Origin of the sequence: Arcobacter pernae (genome assembly GCF_049472135.1) — a bacterium.
Classification (GTDB): domain Bacteria; phylum Campylobacterota; class Campylobacteria; order Campylobacterales; family Arcobacteraceae; genus Arcobacter_B.
The window spans coordinates 37,032-58,092 of record NZ_JBMOVV010000011.1; the positions used below are offsets into that span (position 1 = coordinate 37,032).

Consider the following 21,061-nt stretch of genomic DNA (forward strand, 5'->3'; position numbering starts at 1 on the left):
AAAATAATTTATAATATAAAGGAAGAATGATGGCTAATTCGGATATGCATGCAATATGTTCACAACTTTTAACTCCTGATGATTTAGCTGTAAGCGATGAGCTTTTTGAAGAGGTTTTAAAAGAAGGAATAGTTGCTAAAATTTTAGATGGAAAAGATACAAAATATGTAAAGATTTTTTCAACAAAAAAACTTTTCTTATCGCATATAACTCCTTTACTTCATAATATTAGTTTTGAGATTATTGATGAGGTTACGTATAGTGTATCTCACAATGAAAAAGATATTTATATTTCAAGATTTAATTTAAATGTTAAAGATGCAACAAAACTTGAAGAAGCAAAGGATAATTTAGAGTATATTATTGCTACAAGTTTAAAAAACACAGGTCTTAAACACTCAAAAGCATTTTCTTTAGTTTATAAACAAAACTTATCACTAAGAAAGATAAAACTTTTAAGAGCATTTATTGAGTATATTGACCAAGCGGTTTTAACTATCAACTCTGCAACAATTTTAAATACTTTGACAAAACATGATAAATTAGCTTGTCTTTTTGTTAAATATTTTATTGCAAAATTTGACCCTGAATTAAAAGATAGAAAAAAACTCTTAGTAGAACTAGAAGATAAAATCAAAGATGAGATTAAGGCTATTCCTCAAATTATTGATGATAAAGTTTTAAATATTACATTACTATTTTTAAAATCACTTTTAAGAACAAACTACTTTTTAGATAAAGAGACTATATCTTTTAAAATTGATACAAAAACTTTTGGAAAAGACTTAAGAGGTTTACAACCAAACTTTGAAAACTTTATTTATCATCCAGAATTTTACGGTGTTCATTTAAGAATGTCAAAAGTATCAAGAGGTGGTCTTAGATGGTCAGATAGACATGATGACTATAGACAAGAAGTTAAATCTTTAATGATTACTCAAGAAGGTAAAAACTCTATTATTATTCCTGATGGTTCAAAAGGTGGCTTTGTTATAAATAGACCAAGTGCTGATGTAACAAAAGAGTTTTTTACTTATGTTTATTCAGAGTTTATCAATGCTAATTTAGACTTAGTTGATAATATGGTTAATTCTGAAGTAGTAAGAGATGAAAGAATCATAGCTTATGATGGTGATGACCCGTATTTTGTAGTTGCTGCTGATAAAGGAACTGCTTCTATGAGTGATGTTGCAAATGATATTGCAATTAGTAGAGGTTATTGGCTTGGTGATGCTTTTGCTAGTGGTGGAAGTAATGGTTACGGTCATAAGGACTTAGGAATCACTGCAAGAGGTTCTATTATGTCTACAAAAAGATTCTTTATTGAAGATGGTATTGATATTTACAAAGATGAAGTTTCTGTTGTTGGTATTGGTTCTATGAGTGGAGATGTTTTTGGAAATGGTATGATTGAATCAGAAAAATTCAAACTAGTAGCTGCTATTTCTCATAGTGATATTTTTATTGACCCAACACCAGATTTAAAAGCCTCTTACAAAGAGAGAAAAAGACTATTTGAATCAAAAAATGGTGGTTGGAAAAACTACGATACTAAACTTATTTCAAAAGGTGGAGGAATCTTTAAAAGAAGTGATAAAGAGATTACTTTAACACCTGAAATTAAAAAGCTTTTAAATACTACTAAAAAAGTAATATCAGGTGAAGAATTATGTAGAAAGTTACTTACATTAGAAGTTGATATGTTATTTAACGGTGGTGTTGGAACTTATGTAAAAGCAAGTGATGAAAATAACCTTGATTTAGGTGATAAACAAAATGAAGCTGTAAGGGTTGATGCAAATGAAATCAAAGCAAAGATAGTTTGTGAAGGTGGAAATTTAGGATTTACTCAAAGAGCAAGAATTGAATATGCTTTAAATGGAGGAAGAATACACCAAGATGCAATTGATAATGCAGCGGGAGTTAATACTTCTGACCATGAAGTTAACTTAAAGATTTTATTAAATAGTATTAAATCACAAGGTGTTTTAACTCAAAAGCAAGTACAAGATACACTTTACTCTTTAACTGATCAAGTAGTTGATATGGTTTTACAAAGTAACTACGACCAAGCTTTTGTTATATCTATTGATGAGCAGTTTTCAAGAAAATATGTAAATGATTTTATAAAAACAATAGAAGTTTTAGAAAACAATATAGAAGCTTTTAATAGAAGAGATTTCTATATTCCTAAAAATGAAAATATAAATGAAATAATTGATATTCATGGTTCAATTGTAAGACCAGTATTAGGTTCATTACTATCTTATAGCAAGATTTTTGTGAAAAAAGTATTATTAGATTCAACACTAATAGATGAGCAATTTGCGCAGCAGTTCTTATATAGATACTTCCCAAAATCTTTTGTAGGTGCTTATGAACATGATATATCAAATCATCCTTTAAAAAGAGAGATTATTGCTACTATGATGGCTGATATAATTATCAACTCTCAAGGGTGTACTTTTGTTAGTGATTATGAAAAACTAGGAAATGATAGATTCTTATTAAAGATTAAATCTTATCTTATTATCAAGCAGTTATTTGGTGCTAGAACTATTAGACAAAAGATTTATGACCAAGATTATGTTATGAATGTTGAAAAACAGTATAAATTAATCAATAAACTAGAATATACATTATATGCAAGTACAAGATGGATGTTAAAATATTTAAAGAAAAATCAATTAGATTCTTCTCATATTTTAGACCACAAAGAAGAGTTGTTCTTGTTATTATCAGAAGTTCATAATCAAAGAGTAGAAGTTCTTATTGAAGATGATAATGACTTTAATCAGTTCTATTCTGTAATTGATTATTTAAGATTTGCAATTGCTGCAATTATGATAAAAGAGAGTACAAATCATTCATTTAAAGATGTAATTATTCTATTCTATTCATTAATTCACGAATTTAATATTCTAGAGATAGTAATTGCATTAAATAGAGTAAAAATATCAACACAAAGTGATATGACTCTAAGAAATCAGGTGTTACAATTCATTGACTTTATTGTGGTACACTACACTAAGAAAGTTTTAGAGTTTAAAAGATTAAACGAAGAACCTGATGTAGCTTTTGCAAATTTTGTAACAAATGAGAAAGAGGTTTTCTATAAAGTTAGATCTCATTTAGATTCATTTATGGCAAAAGAAGTAAAAGATATTAAAGAAATAGCTATTACTGTTAATCAGTTAATGGTTTCATTGATATAATTTTAACTTATAATTAACACTTGATTGTTAAAATTAAATTAGTTATACTTATAGTAAAATGTGAAAGGATATAACTATGAAAAAGACAGATTTTGACGATGAATTAAGTATGGATAAAATTGAAGATTATGATGGAAATGAATCTCAAGAAAAAAGAAATATAGTAAGAAATGTAATAGTAGTTTTATTAATTGTAGGAGCTGTATTTGCTTATTTTAAAGCAACATCAACACCAAATGATTATGTTGGAACACCAGAAAATCCAGGAATTACTGCTACTAAGAAATAAAGGTAAAAATGACACAATTTTATGATTTTTTTAAATATCATTTAGAAACAAAACACTCATACCATTCTGTTAGGGCTTTCCCTAACAGATTAGATTGGGATAATCAACCAAGTACTTTTAAAAACTATCCAAATGAGTTTGAAAGAATAGATTTAAATACAAACTTAGATAACCACAATTTTATATATTTAATAGCAGGGGTTAGTGCCAAAAAGGTTTATCCTTCTGTTGAATATTATCTTCGAGTAAATCCAAGTGCAGGAGCACTTTATCCAAATGAAATCTATTTTCAAGTTAGAAATGAAGAGGGTTTCGAAGATGGAATTTATCATTTTGAGATTAGCTCATCTAGTGCAACTTTGCTTTATAAACTCAAAGAAAATGAAGGAATAGAAGCAAATTTAGGTTTAGATAGTTCTTTAGATGGTTTTATTTTTTTAATTTCATCTATATATTATCGTTCATCATGGAAATATAAAAATAGAGCATTTAGATATTGTTTATTAGATGCAGGGCATATTTTAGGTTCAATTGAAGCCTCTTCTTACCTTTTTGAAAAAGATTTTTCAATTTTATATGATTTTAATAGGGAAAAACTTAATACTCTTTTTAATTTTGATGAGAAAGAGTTTTTTACATCAGTTGTTTTATGTTCAAAGAATGAAAATAGCTTAAAAAGCCCTATAACCTTGACTCTACCAACTATAGATGGTTTAAAAGTTGAGCAAAATAGTAAAGATGAGATTTTTGAGAGAAATAAACTAATAGAAGAGGCATATTCTCTCTCATCTAAATTAAATAATAAAATAGTACAATTATCTAAAGCAAATTTTGTATATAATAAAGAACTTTTTAAACAGACAGTTTTTCAAAGAAGGTCTATTAGAGGCTTTTCTAAAAAAGCTATCACAAAAGTTGAATATGAATCAATATTAAATATTTTAAATCAAGCAATTACATCTGATTGTGATGAGCAAATAGATATTTATTATGTTATAAATAGAGTTGAAAATATGCCTATTGGTTTATATAAAAATGGAAAGTTGATAAAAAAAGGCGATTTTAAAACTAAGGCTGGTTATTTATGTTTAGAACAAGACTTAGGTTCAAGTAGTGCTATAACTTTTTATTTAACTTCAAAAGATAAAAACTATCAGGCTTTATATCAAAAAGCTGGAATAATTGGTCATAGATTATATTTAGCAAGTAACTATATGCAAATTGGTTGTAGTGGAATAGGTGCTTATTATGATGATGAAGTTTGCGAGTTTATAGATGAGTATTGTATGGTTTTATACTCATTAGCGATAGGAAATTAATAAAGGGGTAAAATTGGATAAGATTAGAGTACTTTTAATCGAAGACGAAAAAATGATTGCTGAAAATTTAAAATCAGTTATTGAAAACTTTGGATATGAAGTAGTAGATATTGTAGATACTGCTGAAGATGCTTTAGAAGTGGCTTTTGATACAAGTATTGATATTGTTGTTTCTGACATTGAGATTAGAGGTTTAACAGATGGAATAGAGGTTTCTAAGATTTTACAAAATACTTATAACTTACCTATTATTTTCACAACTGCTTACAATGATGAAGAAAAAATTAAAAGAGCTTCAGATATTACTAATATGGTTGGATATTTAGTAAAACCAATTAGAATTGATGAACTTGATACAATGATTAAAATTGCAATTTCAAAATATCAAATTTTAGAAAAAAGAAAAATGAAAGACATCAATGATGTTTATAAATATGACTTTACAAATAAAAAGATTTTTGAAAATGATGAGGAAATCGTTCTTACAAGAAATGAGAGTATTTTACTTTCTCTATTAGTAAATTCAATGGGTGATATTTTACCTTATGATGCTGTAAATACTGCAATCTGGAAAGATAAAAAAGGTTCAGATGTTGCAAGAAGACAATTAATTCATAGATTAAAGTCTAAATTAGAAAAAATCGATATTGCCTCTGAAAAGGGAATTGGTATTTATATAAAAGAGTAAGTTTTTCTTACTCTTTTAAGCTTCATTTGTATTCATCATCCAAATAGAAAAGATATCTAGGTAGTTCCAAAAAGATACTTTTAATTCTTCTGGCATTTCATGTGTTCTTAAAACCATTGCATATGATTCAAGCCAAACTCTTCTAGCTTCAGGATTAATTTTAAATGGTGCATGTCTTGCAGCCATCATTGGTCTTCCTCTTTTTTGATTGAAGTATTGAGGTCCACCACAAATTTGAATAAAGAAATCTGCTGAATGTTCTTTTGCTTTTGCAAACCCTTCGTCTGTAGGAGGGAAAAGTCCTTTGATGTTACTTTGTCTTAATAAATCATAATGATCAGAAACAAGTTTTCTCATTCCTTCTTCACCAAGATATTCTAAAACTGCTGGGCTTGGTTTTTCAACAGGTGGTCTAGTTCCAACTTGAGCAGGAGTTATATTAAATTCCATTTTATTAACCTTTTAAATTTAAAAATTGTTTGTATTTATGCTAAATAGCAAAGTAATAATACTATGGTAAAGTAAAATACTCACTTAAAACTATTAAAGCATAAAAAAGTTAATTATGTTAAAATATATCTTAACTAAAGGGAAATAATGTCAGTAGATACAAATAAAGTAATTGAGTGTTATGGATGTGGACTTTTTATTGCTAAAGAAAAAAAGCAAAAAGGCAAAAAGTTTAAATGTCCAAGATGCAATTCTAGATTATTACTTGAAAACAATCATAGTTTTGACTCATTATATTACGCAGTTTCTGCGCTTTTACTTTTTGTACTTTTAAATATATATCCTTTAATTAGTTTAGATGTTAATAACTCATATTTAAAGACAACTTTATATGATACTATTTTGATTTTATTAGAACAAAATCTTTTTTTTGTGGCATTAATTGTCTTTTTTACTATTTTTTTAGCACCTGTTCTAAATTCGCTTATTATAATTTTTTCATTTATTCAAATGCATACTAAAATAAAGTTTTTTACAGATACTTTACTTCATGATAGTTTAGTGTTTTTTAAACATTGGGGATTTATAGAAGTTTTTATTATAAGTGTTATCGTAACATATATCAAGCTTGTTGGGATGGCTGATAGTACTAAATTTGATGTTGGTTTTTATGTTATGTTAGTATATTTGTTTTGTTTGTATATGTCTAATATAAAGTTTGAGGGTAAAAATGTTTTTGGAGAGTAAATGCCTTTAATTTCATGTAAAAACTGTCACAAAGTTTTTGAAAAATCTAATTATGATAATTTTGTTTGTGATAGATGTAATCATATTGTAAGAAAAAGAGTTCATTATTCTTTACAAGTATCATTAGCTTTAGTAGTTAGTGCAATACTTTTATATATTCCTGCTATGGTATATCCAATGATGGAGATTACAAAGTTTGGAGTTACAACACAAAGTACAATTTTAGAAGGTGTTATTAGTTTTTTAGAGTATGAAAACTATTTTATAGCAAGTGTTGTTTTTATAGCAAGTGTTGTTATTCCTGTGGTAAAACTTGTTGGATTATTATTGATTTTTGTAAGTTTGAAAATACGTATAAAAATGAGTAATAAAACAAAACTAGTAGTTTTTAAGTTTATTGATATGATAGGAAAATGGTCTATGATTGATATTTATGTAGTTGCAATCATGGCTTCTGTTGTGCAAATGGATGAACTTTTTAACATAAAAGGTGGTATCGCTGCTACTTCCTTTGCTTTAGTTGTTGTTATTACTATGATAGCTGCTTATAGATTTGATACAAGGATAATTTGGGATGAGTAATCAAAATGAAGAAATAACTGATGTAGTATATAAAGCAAAAGAGAAAACAAGTAAAAGAGCTGTATCTTTTATTTGGGTTTTACCTTTAATTATTTTAGGTATTTTATCTTGGATTGCTTATGAATCATATATGAAAAAAGGAACAAATATTGAAGTTGTTTTTAAAAGTGCTGAAGGATTAAAAGAGAATGTTACTCCTTTAGAGTACAAAGGACTACAACTTGGTAAAGTAACTAATATTAAACTTCATGATGATTTAAAAAGTGTAAAAGTAAATATCCTTGTAAAAAATGAAGTAGCTAAATATGTGGCAAGTGAAAGTTCAAGATTTTATATCAAAAGACCTACAATCTCATTGACAAAAGTATCAGGATTAAGTACTTTAATTAGTGGTTTTAAGATTGAAATCTCACCAAAATTTAGAACAAAAGAAGAGTTTGAAACAGGAAAAGAGAAGTACATCTTTGAAGGGCTTGATAGTAGACCTGACGATGAGCTTTCAGCAGATGGGTACTATATCACACTTCTTGCAAATGATAAAGAGAGCTTAGAAGTTGGAACACCTATTTTCTATAACCAGTATCAAATCGGTGAAGTTGTATCAAAAGAGTTTAAAGCAGAAAAAGCATTTTTAAATGCCTATATTTATGATAAATTTAATTACCTTGTAAATAATAGTTCAAAGTTTGTAATGAATAGCGCTTTAAAAGTAAACTATGGTCCAAGTGGATTAAATGTAGAGTTAGGTTCATTATACTCTGCAATAGTTGGTGGGATAACAGTTATAACTCCTAAGAAAGATGATGAAAAAATCAAAAGAGAAGAAGTTCATATTCTTTATTCAAGTAAAGATGATTTAAAGAAGAAAAAATATTTTCATATCAAATTTGCAAATGCAAGTGGAATAGGGGAAGACACACCTATTATTTATAAAGGTATTACAGTAGGAAAAATCACTGAAATATCTCTAACTCCTGATGATATTTCAACAAAAGCTTTTGTATATGACAAGTATAAATATCTACTTACAGATAAGTCAGAATTTTTCATTAAAAGAGCAAATGTAAGTATAGATGGAGTGGAGAATCTTGGAAATATTGTAAGGGGTGATTATATTTCTTTAGATTATAAAAAGGGTGAAGAAAAAGAGATATTTATAGCTAAGGATTATCAAGACTTACAAAAAAGCTTAGATAGTAAAATCATTACTTTATATGCAAATGATTTAAACTCTATTACAAAAAAATCAAAACTATATTTTAAAAATATTGAGATTGGAAAAGTAGTAGATTTTAATTTTAGTAAAAACTACTCAAAAGTAGAAATAAAAGTCTCTTTAGATAAAGAGTATGAAAACTTAGTAAATGACCATACTTTATTTTATGATATGAGTTCAAAACTTATAGATATGAAAAATCTTGATTTAGATATAAATTATAGTGGTTTTACACCTTTATTAAATGGAGCTATTGGTATTTTAAGTGAAAAAAGAGCTTCTAAACTTACAAAGAATAGTTTCAAACTTTATGAAGATTATAAAGAAGTTAGAGATTTAAAAAGAGTATATAACCAAGGAAGTTTATTTACTGCTTACTTTGATAATAGTTTTAGTTTAGAAGAGGGTATGGCTGTTGTTTATAAAAATAAAGAAATAGGTTTTATTAAGTCTGTCTCTTTTTCTGAAAATGAATCAAAAGCTAAGCTTTTTATTTATAAAGGATTTAAGAAATATATAAATAATACAAGTGCTTTTTATAAGAAGTCAAAGTTAGATTTCAAAGCTAGTTTAAATGGAATAAATCTAAATATTGATAACTTTACTTCCTTTTTAGAGGGTTCTATTCACTTAGAGAGTAAAACAGATAAAAGTTATACTAAAAGAAAAATATACTCTTCTTATGATGAGTTAAAAAATATTTCAAACAGTATTACTATAGTTTTTGATGATGTGGAAGGTTTACATGAGGAGTTCTCACAGCTTACATACAAGGGTGTAAAGATAGGGAAAGTTACAAAGATATCTTTAAATGAAAAGCAAAAAGCAGTTGTAAAAGCACAAATTTATGATGACTATGAAAGTTTTGCTAAAAAAGGTGTTATTTACTATCTTAAAAAACCTATTATTTCTTTACAGCAAGTATCAGATGTAGGTTCAACAGTAATGGCTGTAAATATTGGAGTTGTAACTTCAAAAGCCAAAAATATTTTTGAAAATAGCTTTGTAGGATTTGATGAATTACCTGCTATTGATAAAACTCATGAGGGAGTTACTTTTAAAGTGAACTCTATTCATGCTTCAAAAGCAGATGTAAATGCACCTATTTATTATAAGTTTGTACAAATTGGAAAGATACATAAAAAAGAGTTATCTCATGATGGTTCTAAGGTTATAATGCATTGTCAAATTGAAAATAGATACGCTCATTTAGTTAGAAAGAACTCAAGTTTTTATGATATAAGTGGTTTTAATGTTAAGTTTTCTATTTTCTCAGGTTCTAAAGTTGAGTCAAATACCTTTACAAGCATTTTAAAAGGTGGATTAGTTTTAGTAACTCCTGAACAATTTACTCAAAAAGCAAGCAGTAGTGATGAGTTTAGTTTAATTGAAGAATTACCAGATGGTTGGGATAAATTAACTCCTCAAATAAAATAATAAAAAAGATAAATCTATTAAAATGGATTTATCTCTTTTAAAAACTTTTCTTTATTCTGATTAAAAGCTTGTACGCAGTTTTGACAAATACAAGCTTTCATTTGTAGCTCTTTTGGAATCAAAGCTCTTAAATCTTTAGGTACACTTATTTTATTGCACCAACAGTTATTGTTTGGAATATGTGCCTCACATTTGTTTTCATTTTTACAAAAAGGGCATAGTTTTTTATTTATTTCCATAATTCTCTTTTTATATGATTTAAACAAATTATAACTAAGCTTCTCTTTTATTTTGTAGAGGCTTTTTTTACAATACTTTCTATCATATTTGTAAATACAAAATAGTGAAGAGGAATAAGTGCGTACCAATACAATCTTCCAAAAACACCTTTTGGATAAAAGTATGCTGATTGAATTAATTTATTATCTTTTATTTTAAATTCAAGCCAAGCACTTCCTGGGACTTTCATTTGAGCAAAAAGTAAAAGTCTTTCATTTTGTTTTATATCCACAACTTTCCAAAAGTCTAAACTCTCTCCAACTCTTAACTCATCTTGGCTTCTTCTTCCTCTTTTTAGTCCAACTCCACCTATTAATTTATCAAGTATTCCTCTAAGTTCCCAAAGAAAATCATAATCAAACCAACCATGCTCACCACCAATGTTGATAAAGCTTTTAAAGACTTTTTCTTTATCAAGATTAGAAATATCCATCTCTTTTCTATCTATAAAAATAGCATCAGCTATCTCTTTTGAGTGGTCTTTCTCCCAAATTTTTCCAGCATTATCACTCCATCTACTTATTACTTGATTTGTTTCTATCTCTTCAACAGCTTTTTTTACAGCTTCTATAAAAGGCATAGGTTTTATATTTGGGAAATATTTTAAAGCATTGTCATTTTGAATAACAACTTCTGATTTAAGTCCCTCAATTAAAGCTTTTGCTACTTGAAAAGGTACGGGAGTGAATAGATTTAACCAATAAGAAGATAAATTTATTGATAAAAAAGGAAGAGGTATAATAACTCTTTTTAATCCCAAAGCTTTACCTGTCTGAATCATCATATCTTTGTATGTAAGTTGTTGTGTTCCTATATCAACTATTAGGTTATCTTTTGTATCTAAGTAAATTGATTCTTGTAAGTAAGAAAGAACATCATCTACAGCAATTGGCTGAGCTTTTGTAAATACCCATTTTGGCGTGGTCATAACTGGAAGTTTTTCTGTAAGATTTCTAATAATCTCAAAACTAGTACTTCCAGAACCAATAATAACCCCAGCTCTAATCCAAATAGTTTGAATTCCTTCTTCTTGACATAATACTTCACCTGTTTCAAGTCTACTAAGTAAGTGTTCACTTGTATCATCATTTTTAACACCAAGACCACCTAAGTAGATGATTTTTTTTACACCACACTCTTTGGCTATTTCTACAAAGTTTTGAGCTGAAATTTTATCAAGATTTTTATAGTCACTTCTATTTAGTGAGTGAATTAAATAGAAAGCTACATCCACACCTTCAAGTGCTTTTCTAAGGCTACCTTTATTAAAAGTATCACCTTCTATAACTTCCACATCTTTTTTCATATTTGAAGATAGACTTTTTTTATTTCTCACAAAAAGTCTTAAATTTATATTTTTATCTGCTAGTAGTTTTTGTTTTAATCTTCTACCGATATATCCTGTTGAGCCTGTTAATAATACTTTCATAATATATCCTTCTAACAGTTTATTTTATTTTAGCATTATAAATTGTGTTTTTATAGAGTTATTTTGTAGTTATATAAACAAAAGGTTTCCCTTTAGTTTATATAGTTTTCTTTTTTATCTTCTGTATCTAACTCTTGACCAATTTCTTGGTATCTTTTAAAGTAGTATTTTACAAATGAGTTGATTTTTTTGTTTACTGGCATGAAGTATTTTTCTTCTTTTACTGCGTATTGATTTAAGAACTGTGTTGCGTCTTTTTTATCAAGGTAGTGTTTTGCTAAATCAGTGTAAGTTTGAACATACCATTTTTTAAGTGCTTCATGTTTTTCATCACTCATATCAACGATTAGGTTTTTCTCATCCCAATCTAAAATACCACTATCAAAAAGTCCAGCTAAATGAATAAGCCCTTCACAATAGTATGGTTGTACTTCATCTACTTCCATCCATCCCATAAGTCCAACAGCTCTTTTTACTGTATCAATAAGTACTTGTCTTTCAAGCTCTTTTTCATCATCTTGTTCATCTAAGAAAAATGAAACTAATCCACCAGTTGTAGCTTTGAACTCTTCTATATTTTTGAAGTTTCCTGTTTTATTCATAGCTGATTCTGTTTCATCATCACACCATAAAATATGACCAAACTCATGTCCAATAGTTGTGATATCGTAAACTTGGTGCCATTTTGAAGTTTCATTGAAAAGGAAAGTTCTATCTTCTGTAAGTAGCTCTTGTCCAAAAGTCTCTTTTGAGATTTTTAAAAATGGCTTTGCACGACTGCTTTGAAGTATTTCATCACTAAATGCAAAGATTTTTTTACCTTCTTCTTTTGAAACTATCTCATCATTTGGTACAACTTGTGCTGAAAATAGTCCATTGAATTCAGCCCCAAAAAACACAGCAGGTCTTCCTATATAAAGTTGAACTTTATCAAGTGATTTTAGCGAGAAGTTATAGATATTTTTGTACTCTTGTGTTTGCTCAATTCTATCAAATACTTTTGCAAAAGCTGATTTGATTTTTGTTACTCTGTGGTCATTTTGTGCAAACTGTGGATTTGAAAGTCTTATATCCCACTCAAGTGCAACGGCTTTTCTAAAGTGATCTTCATAGTACTCTAAAGGGTGACCTATTTGAATAGGTGCTTTGATTTTCATCCAAGCTCTATCAACATCTGCCCATTTTGCTACTAGTTTATGCTCTTTGTCTTCACTAAAGGCTTTGATTAGTGATTGGATATATAAAATATAGTTCCATTTTTCACCATATACATCATCTTCAAGCTCAATAAGTCTTTCTTCAAACTCTTCAAGCTCATCTATTACCGCTGTTGTTTGCTCTTTGAAAGACTTGATATATGCTTGTGATTTATACTCCTCTTTTTGTTTTACAAGTGCTGAGTATGATCTATCTGCTATCATGTCATTGTGACCTAAGTCATAAAGATGATTGTTTTCTAAGTACTCATATACTTTTGACTCATCACCATCAAACTTAGCTAATAACTCTTTGTTTATACCATTTATAATGTGTGCAGTCCATACACTTTGCCATGATGACATTTTTAGACCTACATTGTAAACACCTTGAAAAATCTCTTGGTAAAAAGGAGTTAATAAGTTGTTGTTTTTGATGTATTCAAGTGTGTTTTTATGTTTTTCATGCCAAAAGTCTCTTACAAAGCAGTATGCTTTCTCTTGAAGTTCTATTATCTCTTCTTCACTTTTTTCGTACTTTTTAAGTACTTGTACAAGTGAATCATCTCTTAAACTTACAAGTCTAGTAACAAGTGCAAATCTTAAATCGTCTCTCATCTCTAAGTCTAAGTTTTTTGCAAACTCATCTATGATAGTAAGTTTCTCATAATCTTTATTTTCTAAATATGATATTAGTTTATTTGTATTTGTTTTTTGAGCATCTAAATACTCATATACTTCATTTAAATCTTCTAAAAATTTGTTTTTATCCAAAACTTTATCCTTTAGTTTATCTATTTTGTAAGTCTATCTAGTTATATCTTTTTTTTATATAATATATTAAATTTTATCTTTTAAAAAGTAAGATATAGCAAGAACTACAAGTAAAACTAAAGGGGCAGCTATTTTCTCTATAGGGTCACCTACAGCAAAGTGTGAATATGAAGCTGCAATAAAATCAAAAGTAAAACCTGCATAAGCCCACTCTTTTATTCTATTAAAATCCTTTGGTAAAAGAAGTATAATCCCTCCCATGATTTTAAATACACCAAGCATAGGGAAAAAATATAGAGGATACTTTAGTGAATCATTTGCCATGATTACTTGCTCTTCAAGTAAAATATCAATAGCTCCTCCATAAAAACCTACAAGTAAAACGATTGGCAATGTTGCTAAATAAAATAAGACTTTTAGTGCTGTCATTTTTAAACCTTTTATATTTATTTAATATTATATTTTATTAATGTTTAGTGTATGTATAATGCAAAAAGTTTAAAAAATTAGCACTTGATATATAAAAGTGCTAAAAATTATTAAAACTTTAGCTTTCTTTTATAAAGTTTTGTTAAAATTATCCAATAAAAATAAAATATTATAGGAGAAATTAGAATGGCAAAACATCAATTTCAGACAGAAGTAGGACAATTATTACACTTAATGACACACTCTTTATACTCAAATAAAGAGATTTTTATAAGAGAATTAGTATCAAATGCAAGTGACGCAATTGATAAGTTAAACTATTTAAAATTAACTGATGATAAACTAAAAGAACAATACGCAGATTGGTCAGGTGAGATTAATATCGCTTTTGATGAAGCTGATAAGTCTTTAACTATTATTGATAATGGTATTGGTATGAATGAAGAGGATTTAATCGCTTCTATTGGTACTATCGCAAAATCAGGAACAAAATCATTTGTTGAAGCTCTAACAGGTGATGCTAAAAAAGACTCAAACTTAATCGGACAGTTTGGTGTTGGTTTCTATTCAGTATTTATGGTAGCTTCAAAAGTAGATGTTATCTCTAAAAAAGCAGGTGAAGAGCAAGCTTACAAATGGTCTTCTGATGGTACTGGTGAGTTTGATTTATCACCTTGTACAAAAGAGTCTTCAGGAACTGTTATTTACATCAAACTTAAAGATGAAGAAGCCCAAGAGTTTGCATCTAAGCCAAGAATTGAAAATATTATTGGTAAATACTCAAACCATATCGCTTACCCAATTTTCTTAAACTATAGTGAAGAAGTAGAAGAAGAGTTAAGTGAAGAAGATAAAAAAGCTGGAAAAGAAGCTAAAAAAACAACTGAAAGAAGACATGAGAAAATCAATGAAGCAACAGCTTTATGGACTCAACCAAAATCAAAAGTAAAAGAAGAAGAGTACAACGACTTCTACAAATCAATCTCTCATGATTCACAAGACCCAATGGTTACTATTCATACAAAAGCAGAGGGTGTAAATGAGTATACTACACTTTTCTATATCCCTAAAACTGCACCTATGGATATGTACAGAGCTGATTACCAACCAGGTGTTAAGCTTTATGTTAAAAGAGTATTTATTACTGATGATGAAAAAGAGTTATTACCAACTTACTTAAGATTTGTTAGAGGTATTATTGATAGTGAAGATTTACCACTAAATGTATCAAGAGAAATCTTACAAGAAAACAGAATCTTAGCAAACATCAAACAATCTTCTGTTAAAAAGATTTTATCTGAAATCAAAAAACTTTCTAAAGATGAAGAAAAGTATGCTGAATTTATTGAGCAATACAATAGACCACTTAAAGAGGGTGCTTACCAAGACTTCACTAATAAAGATAAGTTATTAGAATTAATTAGATTTAAATCTACAAAAACAGAAGCTGGAAAAATGACTTCATTAGAAGCTTATAAAGAAGCTGCTGATAGTGAACAAAAAGCTATCTTCTATATCGTAGGTGAAAATGAAAAAGTTCTTAGAAACTCACCACTTTTAGAAGCATATAAGAAAAATGACATCGAAGTTTTAATCTTAGATGACAAAGAAATCGATGAAATCGTAACTCCAATGTATGGTGCATACAAAGAGTGGGAATTCAAAGATATCACAGCTTGTGAAGCTCCAAAAGTAGAGCAATCAGAAGAAGAGAAAAAAGAAGTTGAAGAGAAGTTTGAAGACATCACTAAAAAAATCAAAGATATTTTAGGTGAGAGTGTATCTGATGTAAGAGTTACAAACAGACTTTCTGAGTCACCATCTTGTGTAGTAAAAGACGCAGGTGATGCACAAATGGCACAAATGATGCAAATGATGAGAGCTATGGGACAAACTATGCCAGAATCAGCACCAATCTTAGAAATCAATCCAGACCACGAAATCGTAACAAAATTAAATGGTTTATCAGATGATAAAATGGTAGAAGATGTATCATGGGTACTATTAGACCAAGCAAAATTAAGTGAAGGTATGGAAATCACAGACGCAGTAGCGTTTGCGCAAAGATTATCAAGAATCACAGCAAAAGCTCTTTAAAAATAAATCAACTATTTGCACGCATTTTCTGCGTTGCAAATAGTTTTTCTTTCAATCACCTACTTATTGTAGGCTCAATCAAGAAAAAATATTTACGCCTTGAATATACATACAACTAGTTGTTTATTTAATTGTTATATACTAATAGATTAAGTTAAATAATTTAAGGAAATAATTTGAATTTAGAAGATTTTAATAGTGATAAATATGTAGCTCATTACACTAACGTTCATAGAGTCTTAAAAAATATACTCCCCTCTAATAAAATACGTATCAGTTCTGTTTCTAAAGTAAATGATCCATATGAAAGAGATTCTACTTGGATTGAAAACGAACCTTGTTTTTCAGATAAAGACGCTATTGAATGTTGTAATTTATTAAGTGAATTAAAATCACATGTTTATAATTATATAAAACTTTTTTGTGTGTCTTCTTATGACAAAAAAAGTAGTAATTGTTTTGATTTATCTCTTGATATATATGGTAAACCAAGAATGTGGGCAAGTTATGGAGATAATTGTAAAGGTTTGTGTTTAATTTTTGATAAAGAAGAATTATCAAAAGAGTTTAATAAAATTGATAATGTAAAGATATATGAAGATAAAGTTGAATATTTAGATTTCATACCTTTAATTGAAAATTCTACTTGTTTTTCACTTTATGACTTGAAGAATATAAAAACTAACTCCGAAGAAATGAAGTTTAACCCAGAACTATTATATAAGGCAATAGATAAAAACTATTTATTAAAGTTCAAGTATTTTCGTAAACATATTGATTGGAAAACAGAAAATGAATACAGATGGCTAGTTTTTTCAAGAGAAACAAAAGATTTAGATATTAATTTTGGAAATTCTTTGAAAGCTATTGTTTTAGGAGTTGATTGTAATTCTAAGTATAAGTGTTTATTAGAATATTATAATATACCATTATTTAAGTTATCACTTCAATATGGAAAATATATAGCTATAAAACTATGAAAGAATAGTATTTTGGTAAAGAATATTTTTTGCTTTTTATTTTCAAACCCCTTTAATAAACTTTTGATATAATGATTAGTAATACTATTTGGTATTACACATAGTTATATGTAATATTAAAGGTAGTCATATGGAAACTGAATTTCTTATTGTTTTTACTCTTGTTATACTGATTTCTTCTTTTATTCATGGAAGTATTGGTTTTGGTTTTGGGCTTATTTCTACGCCTGTTGTTGCACTTTTTACTGATATTCAAACAACTATTACTTATATTATTGTTCCTACTATGATTGTGAACTTGGTTAGTATTTTAAGTGAAGGGAAGTTTTTTGAGGCTTTGAAGAAGTTTTGGTTTATTATACTTCTTATGGTGATTGGTTCTTGTGTTGGAACTTATATACTTGTTTATTTTAATTCTGAGTATTTTAAGTTGCTATTAGCTTTTATCATTTTTGCTTATTTGATTCAATCAGCTATAAAAGTTAGAGCTACTTTTATCTCTTCTTATCCAAAATCATCTACTTATGGTTTAGGACTTATAGGTGGTGTTGTATCTGGTCTTACAAATGTTGTAGCACCTTTGACTATCATGTACACTTTAGAGCTTAAATACTCTAAAAAAGATACGATTCAGCTATCAAACTTATGTTTTTTATTTACAAAAGTAGGGCAGATAGCAACTTTTGTATATTTTGGAGCATTTAGTAGTACAGCTGTTGAAATATCATTTGCTAGTATGTTTTTAGTTGCTATTGGTTTATACTTTGGTATAAAAATAAAGAAAAAAATCGATGGGAAGTTTTATGCTAAGATTTTAAAAGCTTTATTATTTATCATAGCTGTTGGTTTAGTAGTTCAAACAATAGCTATTTAAACACAAAAGATTATAGGGATTTTTATGGACTCAAATTTATTAAAAGCATTTATTACTGTTAAAAATGAAAAAAGCATATCAAATGCAGCCAAAAAGTTAGGATACACTCAGTCAAACATAACTTCAAGAATCAAACAGCTTGAAAAAAACTTAGGTTATAGTCTATTTCATAGAACTAACAGAGGTGTAGTGCTTACAAATGAGGGTGAGAAACTATACCCTTTTGCTGTTGATATTGTAAAAAAAGTAGAAGAAGCAACTTCACAAATGAGAAATATAAATCATCAAGAAGTCCTAAAGATGGGAACAACCCAATCAAATGCAACAATAAGACTTATTCCTATAATCGAGCAGTTAAATAAAGACTTCCAAGATATGAAAATAGAGTTTAACATAGATAGTAGTCTAAATCTAGTAGAGCAACTTTTAGATTATCAAATTGATATAGCTTTTATAAATGGAAATCCAAATCATAAAGATTTAGAAGTTTTAAATATCTTTAAAGATGAAATATATTTTGTAGAACCTAAAGATAAAGAAGCTAAAGCTAATCTTTTAGTTTATAGAGATACCTGTGCTTATTGTCTTCATTTGCAAGATTATGCGAAGCAAAATAGTGATTTAGAGTATAAAACAATTGCTTTACAAAATTATGAGTTAATGTTAGGACTTACAAAAGCAGGATATGGTGTAACACTACTTTCAAAAAGTATCATAGATAAGTTTGGTTATACAGATAAACTAAAGCTTTCAAGAATACAAAGTGATTTTGATGCTCATTTAGTTTGTAGAAAGGATTATCGTCCTATGATAGAAAACTATTTAAGAAATGAACTTTGATAATTTTATACTATATAAATTAGTTTATTTTCAGAATCTTTAGATAAAGTTCCATCATTCAAAATGAAAGGAACTTAAATATGAATAATTTTAAAAATTTAACTAATATAAATAAGTATAAACAAATATTTCAAAACAATGAACTAAAAAAAGAGCTTTTTTTAAAGGCTTTACTATCAAATGCAAATGAAGCAGTAAATAAATTAAAAAAATTAAAAGATAGTTCAGAATTTAAAGAAGAATTAAAAGATTGGGAAGGTATGATGGAGGTCTATTTTGAGCCATCAGATAACTCAATCACTATTGTTGATAATGGTATTGGTATGAATCAAGAAGAGTTAAACTCTTTTGTTGAAGAACAAGCTTCAAAAAAAATAGAAAGCTCTATAGAAAATAAAGAAATATCTTTAAAAGAAGTAGGATTGTATTTTCTGTTTTTAATCGCAAATAGTGTGAATATAATTTCAAAAAAAGTAGCAGAGGAAACAGCATATAAGTTTAATACAAAAGATTTAACTACTTATACCTTAGCTCCTTGTATTAATGATGAGGGTTCAGGAACAGTTATTTATATCAAACTAAAAGATGAATTTGCTAAAGAGTTTACTACAAAAGAGAATATCATAGCATATATAAATGAGTTTAAAGATGAGTTGAATAATGACTTATTTATTAGTTATTATGAAAACTTTGAAGAGAAAATAGAAAAATTAAATTAAGGAAAAGAATGTCTATAGTTATAAGAGACGCCATAGCAAGTGATGCACAAACAATACTAGATTTTATTATCGAACTTGCTGTTTATGAAAAAGCAGAACATGAAGTAAAAACAAATGTAGAGCAAACAAGGGAAGCTATTTTTGGAGATAACTCTACAGTTAAAGCATTGATTTGTGAAGAAGATGGTGTTGCTATTGGTTATGCAGTATATTTTTACAACTACTCAACTTGGCTTGGTAAAAATGGTATTTATTTAGAAGATCTATATATTACTTCTTCAAAAAGAGGAAATGGGGCAGGAAAAATGATGTTAAAACATCTTGCGAAAAAAGCACTTGATGAAAACTGTGGAAGATTTGAATGGTCATGTTTAGACTGGAATACTCCATCAAGAGAGTTTTATGAAAGTCTTGGTGCAAAAAGTCAAGATGAGTGGATAGGATATAGACTTGAAGGTGAAACTTTAGAGAGTTTTGCAAGAAGTTAATAATAAATCAAGTATACTTTTGTTAAAAATAATTATTATCAAATATTAAAAGGATGAAATTGAATCAAGAAAACTTTGAATATTTATATAGTCAATTTAATCAAAAGATGCAAAACAAAGAGTTTGAAGAAGCTTTACTTTTAGTACCTGAATTATTAGAAATTGCTCAAGATAATCAACTTGATGTATTTTATACTCTAATGGGTAAGGCTTCAGCTCTTACAAACCTAAATGAAGATCACGATGTTATCGAAACATATAATGAAATTATAGAAAGATTTGATGACACAAATAACGAAACAATATTTAGATATTTAGCTTATAGTTACTATAACAAAGCATTGATTTATGCAAAAGTTAAGGATTATACTAAAGAGCTTGAGTGTTATGATAGACTTTTAGAAAAATTCATAGAAGATACATCTTCTCAACTTGAAATTGTTTTAGTAAAAACTTATTTAAATAAAGCAGTTTGCGTAAGTCAATTAAAAGAGAAAAAAGAAGCTATTTCTGTTTATAAAGAGCTTCTTACAAACTTCAAAGACTCAATAAATCCAGAAGTTATAGATAACCTTGCATATGCTTCATTTAATGTAGCTTTACTACATGCAAAAGAGAATGAAAATGAAGAAGCTATTAAGGCTTATGATTATCTAATCGATAACTTTAATACTTATGAAGAGGACAACATTAAAGAGCTTGTTGCTAAAGCATATGTAAATAAAGCTGGGAGATTTAGAGAAGAAAATGAAATCACTAAAGCACTTGAAATTTATGATGAAGTTGTTTTAAAGTATGAAAATGAAAAAGGGGTACTTTTAAAACAAGTTGCATTAGCTTTATACAATAAGTCGATTATTTTAAGTCAGTTAAGTAATGAAAATGAACTTTTAGAGGTTTGTGATACTATTATTGAAAAGTTTTCAAATAGTAAAGACGAAATGATTATGAATATTGTAGCTTCTGCTGAGGTAGTTAAAGATAAAGAGAGATTTAATCACTCTTTCTAAAAT

19 protein-coding genes are annotated in these 21,061 nt (G+C 27.8%); 14 read left to right on the forward strand and 5 right to left on the reverse strand.

Annotation, left to right across the window (positions count from 1 at the left end):
• Nucleotides 1–29: 29 nt before the first annotated feature.
• From ACH5BF_RS11780 to ACH5BF_RS11795, 4 genes are all read left to right on the forward strand, one after another.
• Nucleotides 30–3,215, forward strand: coding sequence for an NAD-glutamate dehydrogenase domain-containing protein (locus ACH5BF_RS11780; RefSeq protein ID WP_423274436.1), 3,186 nt, complete (start codon nucleotides 30–32; stop codon nucleotides 3,213–3,215).
• Nucleotides 3,216–3,291: 76 nt separating this feature from the next.
• Nucleotides 3,292–3,504 (forward strand): hypothetical protein, encoded by a 213-nt coding sequence (locus tag ACH5BF_RS11785; protein ID WP_423274437.1) that lies wholly within the window; start codon nucleotides 3,292–3,294, stop codon nucleotides 3,502–3,504.
• 8 nt (nucleotides 3,505–3,512) lie between these two features.
• The gene (locus tag ACH5BF_RS11790; RefSeq protein WP_423274438.1) at nucleotides 3,513–4,823 is read left to right on the forward strand and encodes a SagB family peptide dehydrogenase; all 1,311 of its coding nucleotides are present in this window, start codon (nucleotides 3,513–3,515) and stop codon (nucleotides 4,821–4,823) included.
• A 13-nt stretch (nucleotides 4,824–4,836) separates the two neighbouring features.
• Complete coding sequence (locus tag ACH5BF_RS11795; RefSeq protein WP_423274439.1) at nucleotides 4,837–5,511, forward strand: response regulator; 675 nt, start codon at nucleotides 4,837–4,839, stop codon at nucleotides 5,509–5,511.
• A gap of 15 nt (nucleotides 5,512–5,526) precedes the next feature.
• Here ACH5BF_RS11795 and ACH5BF_RS11800 read toward each other — a convergent pair whose 3' ends face one another.
• Nucleotides 5,527–5,961, reverse strand: a complete 435-nt coding sequence (locus ACH5BF_RS11800) for a globin domain-containing protein (protein ID WP_423274440.1) — start codon at nucleotides 5,959–5,961, stop codon at nucleotides 5,527–5,529.
• Between the two features lie 147 nt (nucleotides 5,962–6,108).
• Between ACH5BF_RS11800 and ACH5BF_RS11805 the strand changes: the two genes are divergently transcribed.
• From ACH5BF_RS11805 to ACH5BF_RS11815, 3 genes are read left to right on the forward strand one after another with little or no spacing between them, the layout of a single operon-like run.
• On the forward strand, nucleotides 6,109–6,708 hold the full coding sequence (locus ACH5BF_RS11805; RefSeq protein ID WP_423274441.1) for a paraquat-inducible protein A: 600 nt from the start codon (nucleotides 6,109–6,111) through the stop codon (nucleotides 6,706–6,708).
• Nucleotides 6,709–7,290 (forward strand): paraquat-inducible protein A, encoded by a 582-nt coding sequence (locus ACH5BF_RS11810; RefSeq protein ID WP_423274442.1) that lies wholly within the window; start codon nucleotides 6,709–6,711, stop codon nucleotides 7,288–7,290.
• Nucleotides 7,283–9,943, forward strand: coding sequence for an MlaD family protein (locus tag ACH5BF_RS11815; RefSeq protein ID WP_423274443.1), 2,661 nt, complete (start codon nucleotides 7,283–7,285; stop codon nucleotides 9,941–9,943). The genes ACH5BF_RS11810 and ACH5BF_RS11815 overlap by 8 nt, the downstream gene beginning before the upstream one ends.
• 17 nt (nucleotides 9,944–9,960) lie before the next feature.
• Here ACH5BF_RS11815 and ACH5BF_RS11820 read toward each other — a convergent pair whose 3' ends face one another.
• The 4 genes from ACH5BF_RS11820 to ACH5BF_RS11835 all read right to left on the reverse strand — a co-directional run bounded on the left by ACH5BF_RS11820 (nucleotide 9,961) and on the right by ACH5BF_RS11835 (nucleotide 14,050).
• Entirely contained in the window at nucleotides 9,961–10,182 is a 222-nt protein-coding gene (locus ACH5BF_RS11820) for a cysteine-rich CWC family protein (RefSeq protein ID WP_423274444.1), read from the reverse strand.
• Nucleotides 10,183–10,229: 47 nt separating this feature from the next.
• The gene (locus tag ACH5BF_RS11825) at nucleotides 10,230–11,651 is read right to left on the reverse strand and encodes an SDR family oxidoreductase (RefSeq protein WP_423274445.1); all 1,422 of its coding nucleotides are present in this window, start codon (nucleotides 11,649–11,651) and stop codon (nucleotides 10,230–10,232) included.
• Nucleotides 11,652–11,743: 92 nt separating this feature from the next.
• On the reverse strand, nucleotides 11,744–13,621 hold the full coding sequence (gene ciaB, locus ACH5BF_RS11830) for an invasion protein CiaB (RefSeq protein WP_423274446.1): 1,878 nt from the start codon (nucleotides 13,619–13,621) through the stop codon (nucleotides 11,744–11,746).
• 66 nt (nucleotides 13,622–13,687) lie between these two features.
• The gene (locus ACH5BF_RS11835; protein WP_423274447.1) at nucleotides 13,688–14,050 is read right to left on the reverse strand and encodes a DoxX family protein; all 363 of its coding nucleotides are present in this window, start codon (nucleotides 14,048–14,050) and stop codon (nucleotides 13,688–13,690) included.
• A gap of 186 nt (nucleotides 14,051–14,236) precedes the next feature.
• Here ACH5BF_RS11835 and htpG point away from each other — a divergent pair, with 186 nt between their 5' ends.
• The 7 genes from htpG (at nucleotide 14,237) to ACH5BF_RS11870 (ending at nucleotide 21,058) form a co-directional block, all read left to right on the forward strand.
• The gene (gene htpG / locus ACH5BF_RS11840) at nucleotides 14,237–16,147 is read left to right on the forward strand and encodes a molecular chaperone HtpG (protein WP_423274448.1); all 1,911 of its coding nucleotides are present in this window, start codon (nucleotides 14,237–14,239) and stop codon (nucleotides 16,145–16,147) included.
• Nucleotides 16,148–16,323: 176 nt separating this feature from the next.
• On the forward strand, nucleotides 16,324–17,127 hold the full coding sequence (locus ACH5BF_RS11845) for a DUF2971 domain-containing protein (protein WP_423274449.1): 804 nt from the start codon (nucleotides 16,324–16,326) through the stop codon (nucleotides 17,125–17,127).
• A gap of 130 nt (nucleotides 17,128–17,257) precedes the next feature.
• Nucleotides 17,258–18,001 (forward strand): sulfite exporter TauE/SafE family protein, encoded by a 744-nt coding sequence (locus tag ACH5BF_RS11850; protein ID WP_423274450.1) that lies wholly within the window; start codon nucleotides 17,258–17,260, stop codon nucleotides 17,999–18,001.
• A 24-nt stretch (nucleotides 18,002–18,025) separates the two neighbouring features.
• Nucleotides 18,026–18,841 (forward strand): LysR family transcriptional regulator, encoded by an 816-nt coding sequence (locus ACH5BF_RS11855; RefSeq protein ID WP_423274451.1) that lies wholly within the window; start codon nucleotides 18,026–18,028, stop codon nucleotides 18,839–18,841.
• An 80-nt stretch (nucleotides 18,842–18,921) separates the two neighbouring features.
• On the forward strand, nucleotides 18,922–19,560 hold the full coding sequence (locus tag ACH5BF_RS11860; RefSeq protein ID WP_423274453.1) for an ATP-binding protein: 639 nt from the start codon (nucleotides 18,922–18,924) through the stop codon (nucleotides 19,558–19,560).
• Nucleotides 19,561–19,568: 8 nt separating this feature from the next.
• The gene (locus ACH5BF_RS11865) at nucleotides 19,569–20,048 is read left to right on the forward strand and encodes a GNAT family N-acetyltransferase (RefSeq protein WP_423274454.1); all 480 of its coding nucleotides are present in this window, start codon (nucleotides 19,569–19,571) and stop codon (nucleotides 20,046–20,048) included.
• A 59-nt stretch (nucleotides 20,049–20,107) separates the two neighbouring features.
• Nucleotides 20,108–21,058: a tetratricopeptide repeat protein gene (locus ACH5BF_RS11870; RefSeq protein WP_423274455.1), complete on the forward strand. Its 951-nt coding sequence runs from the start codon at nucleotides 20,108–20,110 to the stop codon at nucleotides 21,056–21,058.
• The last annotated feature ends 3 nt before the right edge of the window (nucleotides 21,059–21,061 follow it).

Bases quoted from the DNA above. Each gene is read 5' to 3' on its own strand.
- ACH5BF_RS11780 (WP_423274436.1), top strand. From the start codon at position 30: ATGGCTAATTCGGATATGCATGCAATATGTTCACAACTTTTAACTCCT.
- ACH5BF_RS11785 (WP_423274437.1), top strand. From the start codon at position 3,292: ATGAAAAAGACAGATTTTGACGATGAATTAAGTATGGATAAAATTGAA.
- ACH5BF_RS11790 (WP_423274438.1), top strand. From the start codon at position 3,513: ATGACACAATTTTATGATTTTTTTAAATATCATTTAGAAACAAAACAC.
- ACH5BF_RS11800 (WP_423274440.1), bottom strand. From the start codon at position 5,961: ATGGAATTTAATATAACTCCTGCTCAAGTTGGAACTAGACCACCTGTT.
- ACH5BF_RS11805 (WP_423274441.1), top strand. From the start codon at position 6,109: ATGTCAGTAGATACAAATAAAGTAATTGAGTGTTATGGATGTGGACTT.
- ACH5BF_RS11810 (WP_423274442.1), top strand. From the start codon at position 6,709: ATGCCTTTAATTTCATGTAAAAACTGTCACAAAGTTTTTGAAAAATCT.
- ACH5BF_RS11815 (WP_423274443.1), top strand. From the start codon at position 7,283: ATGAGTAATCAAAATGAAGAAATAACTGATGTAGTATATAAAGCAAAA.
- ACH5BF_RS11820 (WP_423274444.1), bottom strand. From the start codon at position 10,182: ATGGAAATAAATAAAAAACTATGCCCTTTTTGTAAAAATGAAAACAAA.
- ACH5BF_RS11825 (WP_423274445.1), bottom strand. From the start codon at position 11,651: ATGAAAGTATTATTAACAGGCTCAACAGGATATATCGGTAGAAGATTA.
- ACH5BF_RS11835 (WP_423274447.1), bottom strand. From the start codon at position 14,050: ATGACAGCACTAAAAGTCTTATTTTATTTAGCAACATTGCCAATCGTT.
- htpG (WP_423274448.1), top strand. From the start codon at position 14,237: ATGGCAAAACATCAATTTCAGACAGAAGTAGGACAATTATTACACTTA.
- ACH5BF_RS11850 (WP_423274450.1), top strand. From the start codon at position 17,258: ATGGAAACTGAATTTCTTATTGTTTTTACTCTTGTTATACTGATTTCT.
- ACH5BF_RS11855 (WP_423274451.1), top strand. From the start codon at position 18,026: ATGGACTCAAATTTATTAAAAGCATTTATTACTGTTAAAAATGAAAAA.
- ACH5BF_RS11860 (WP_423274453.1), top strand. From the start codon at position 18,922: ATGAATAATTTTAAAAATTTAACTAATATAAATAAGTATAAACAAATA.
- ACH5BF_RS11865 (WP_423274454.1), top strand. From the start codon at position 19,569: ATGTCTATAGTTATAAGAGACGCCATAGCAAGTGATGCACAAACAATA.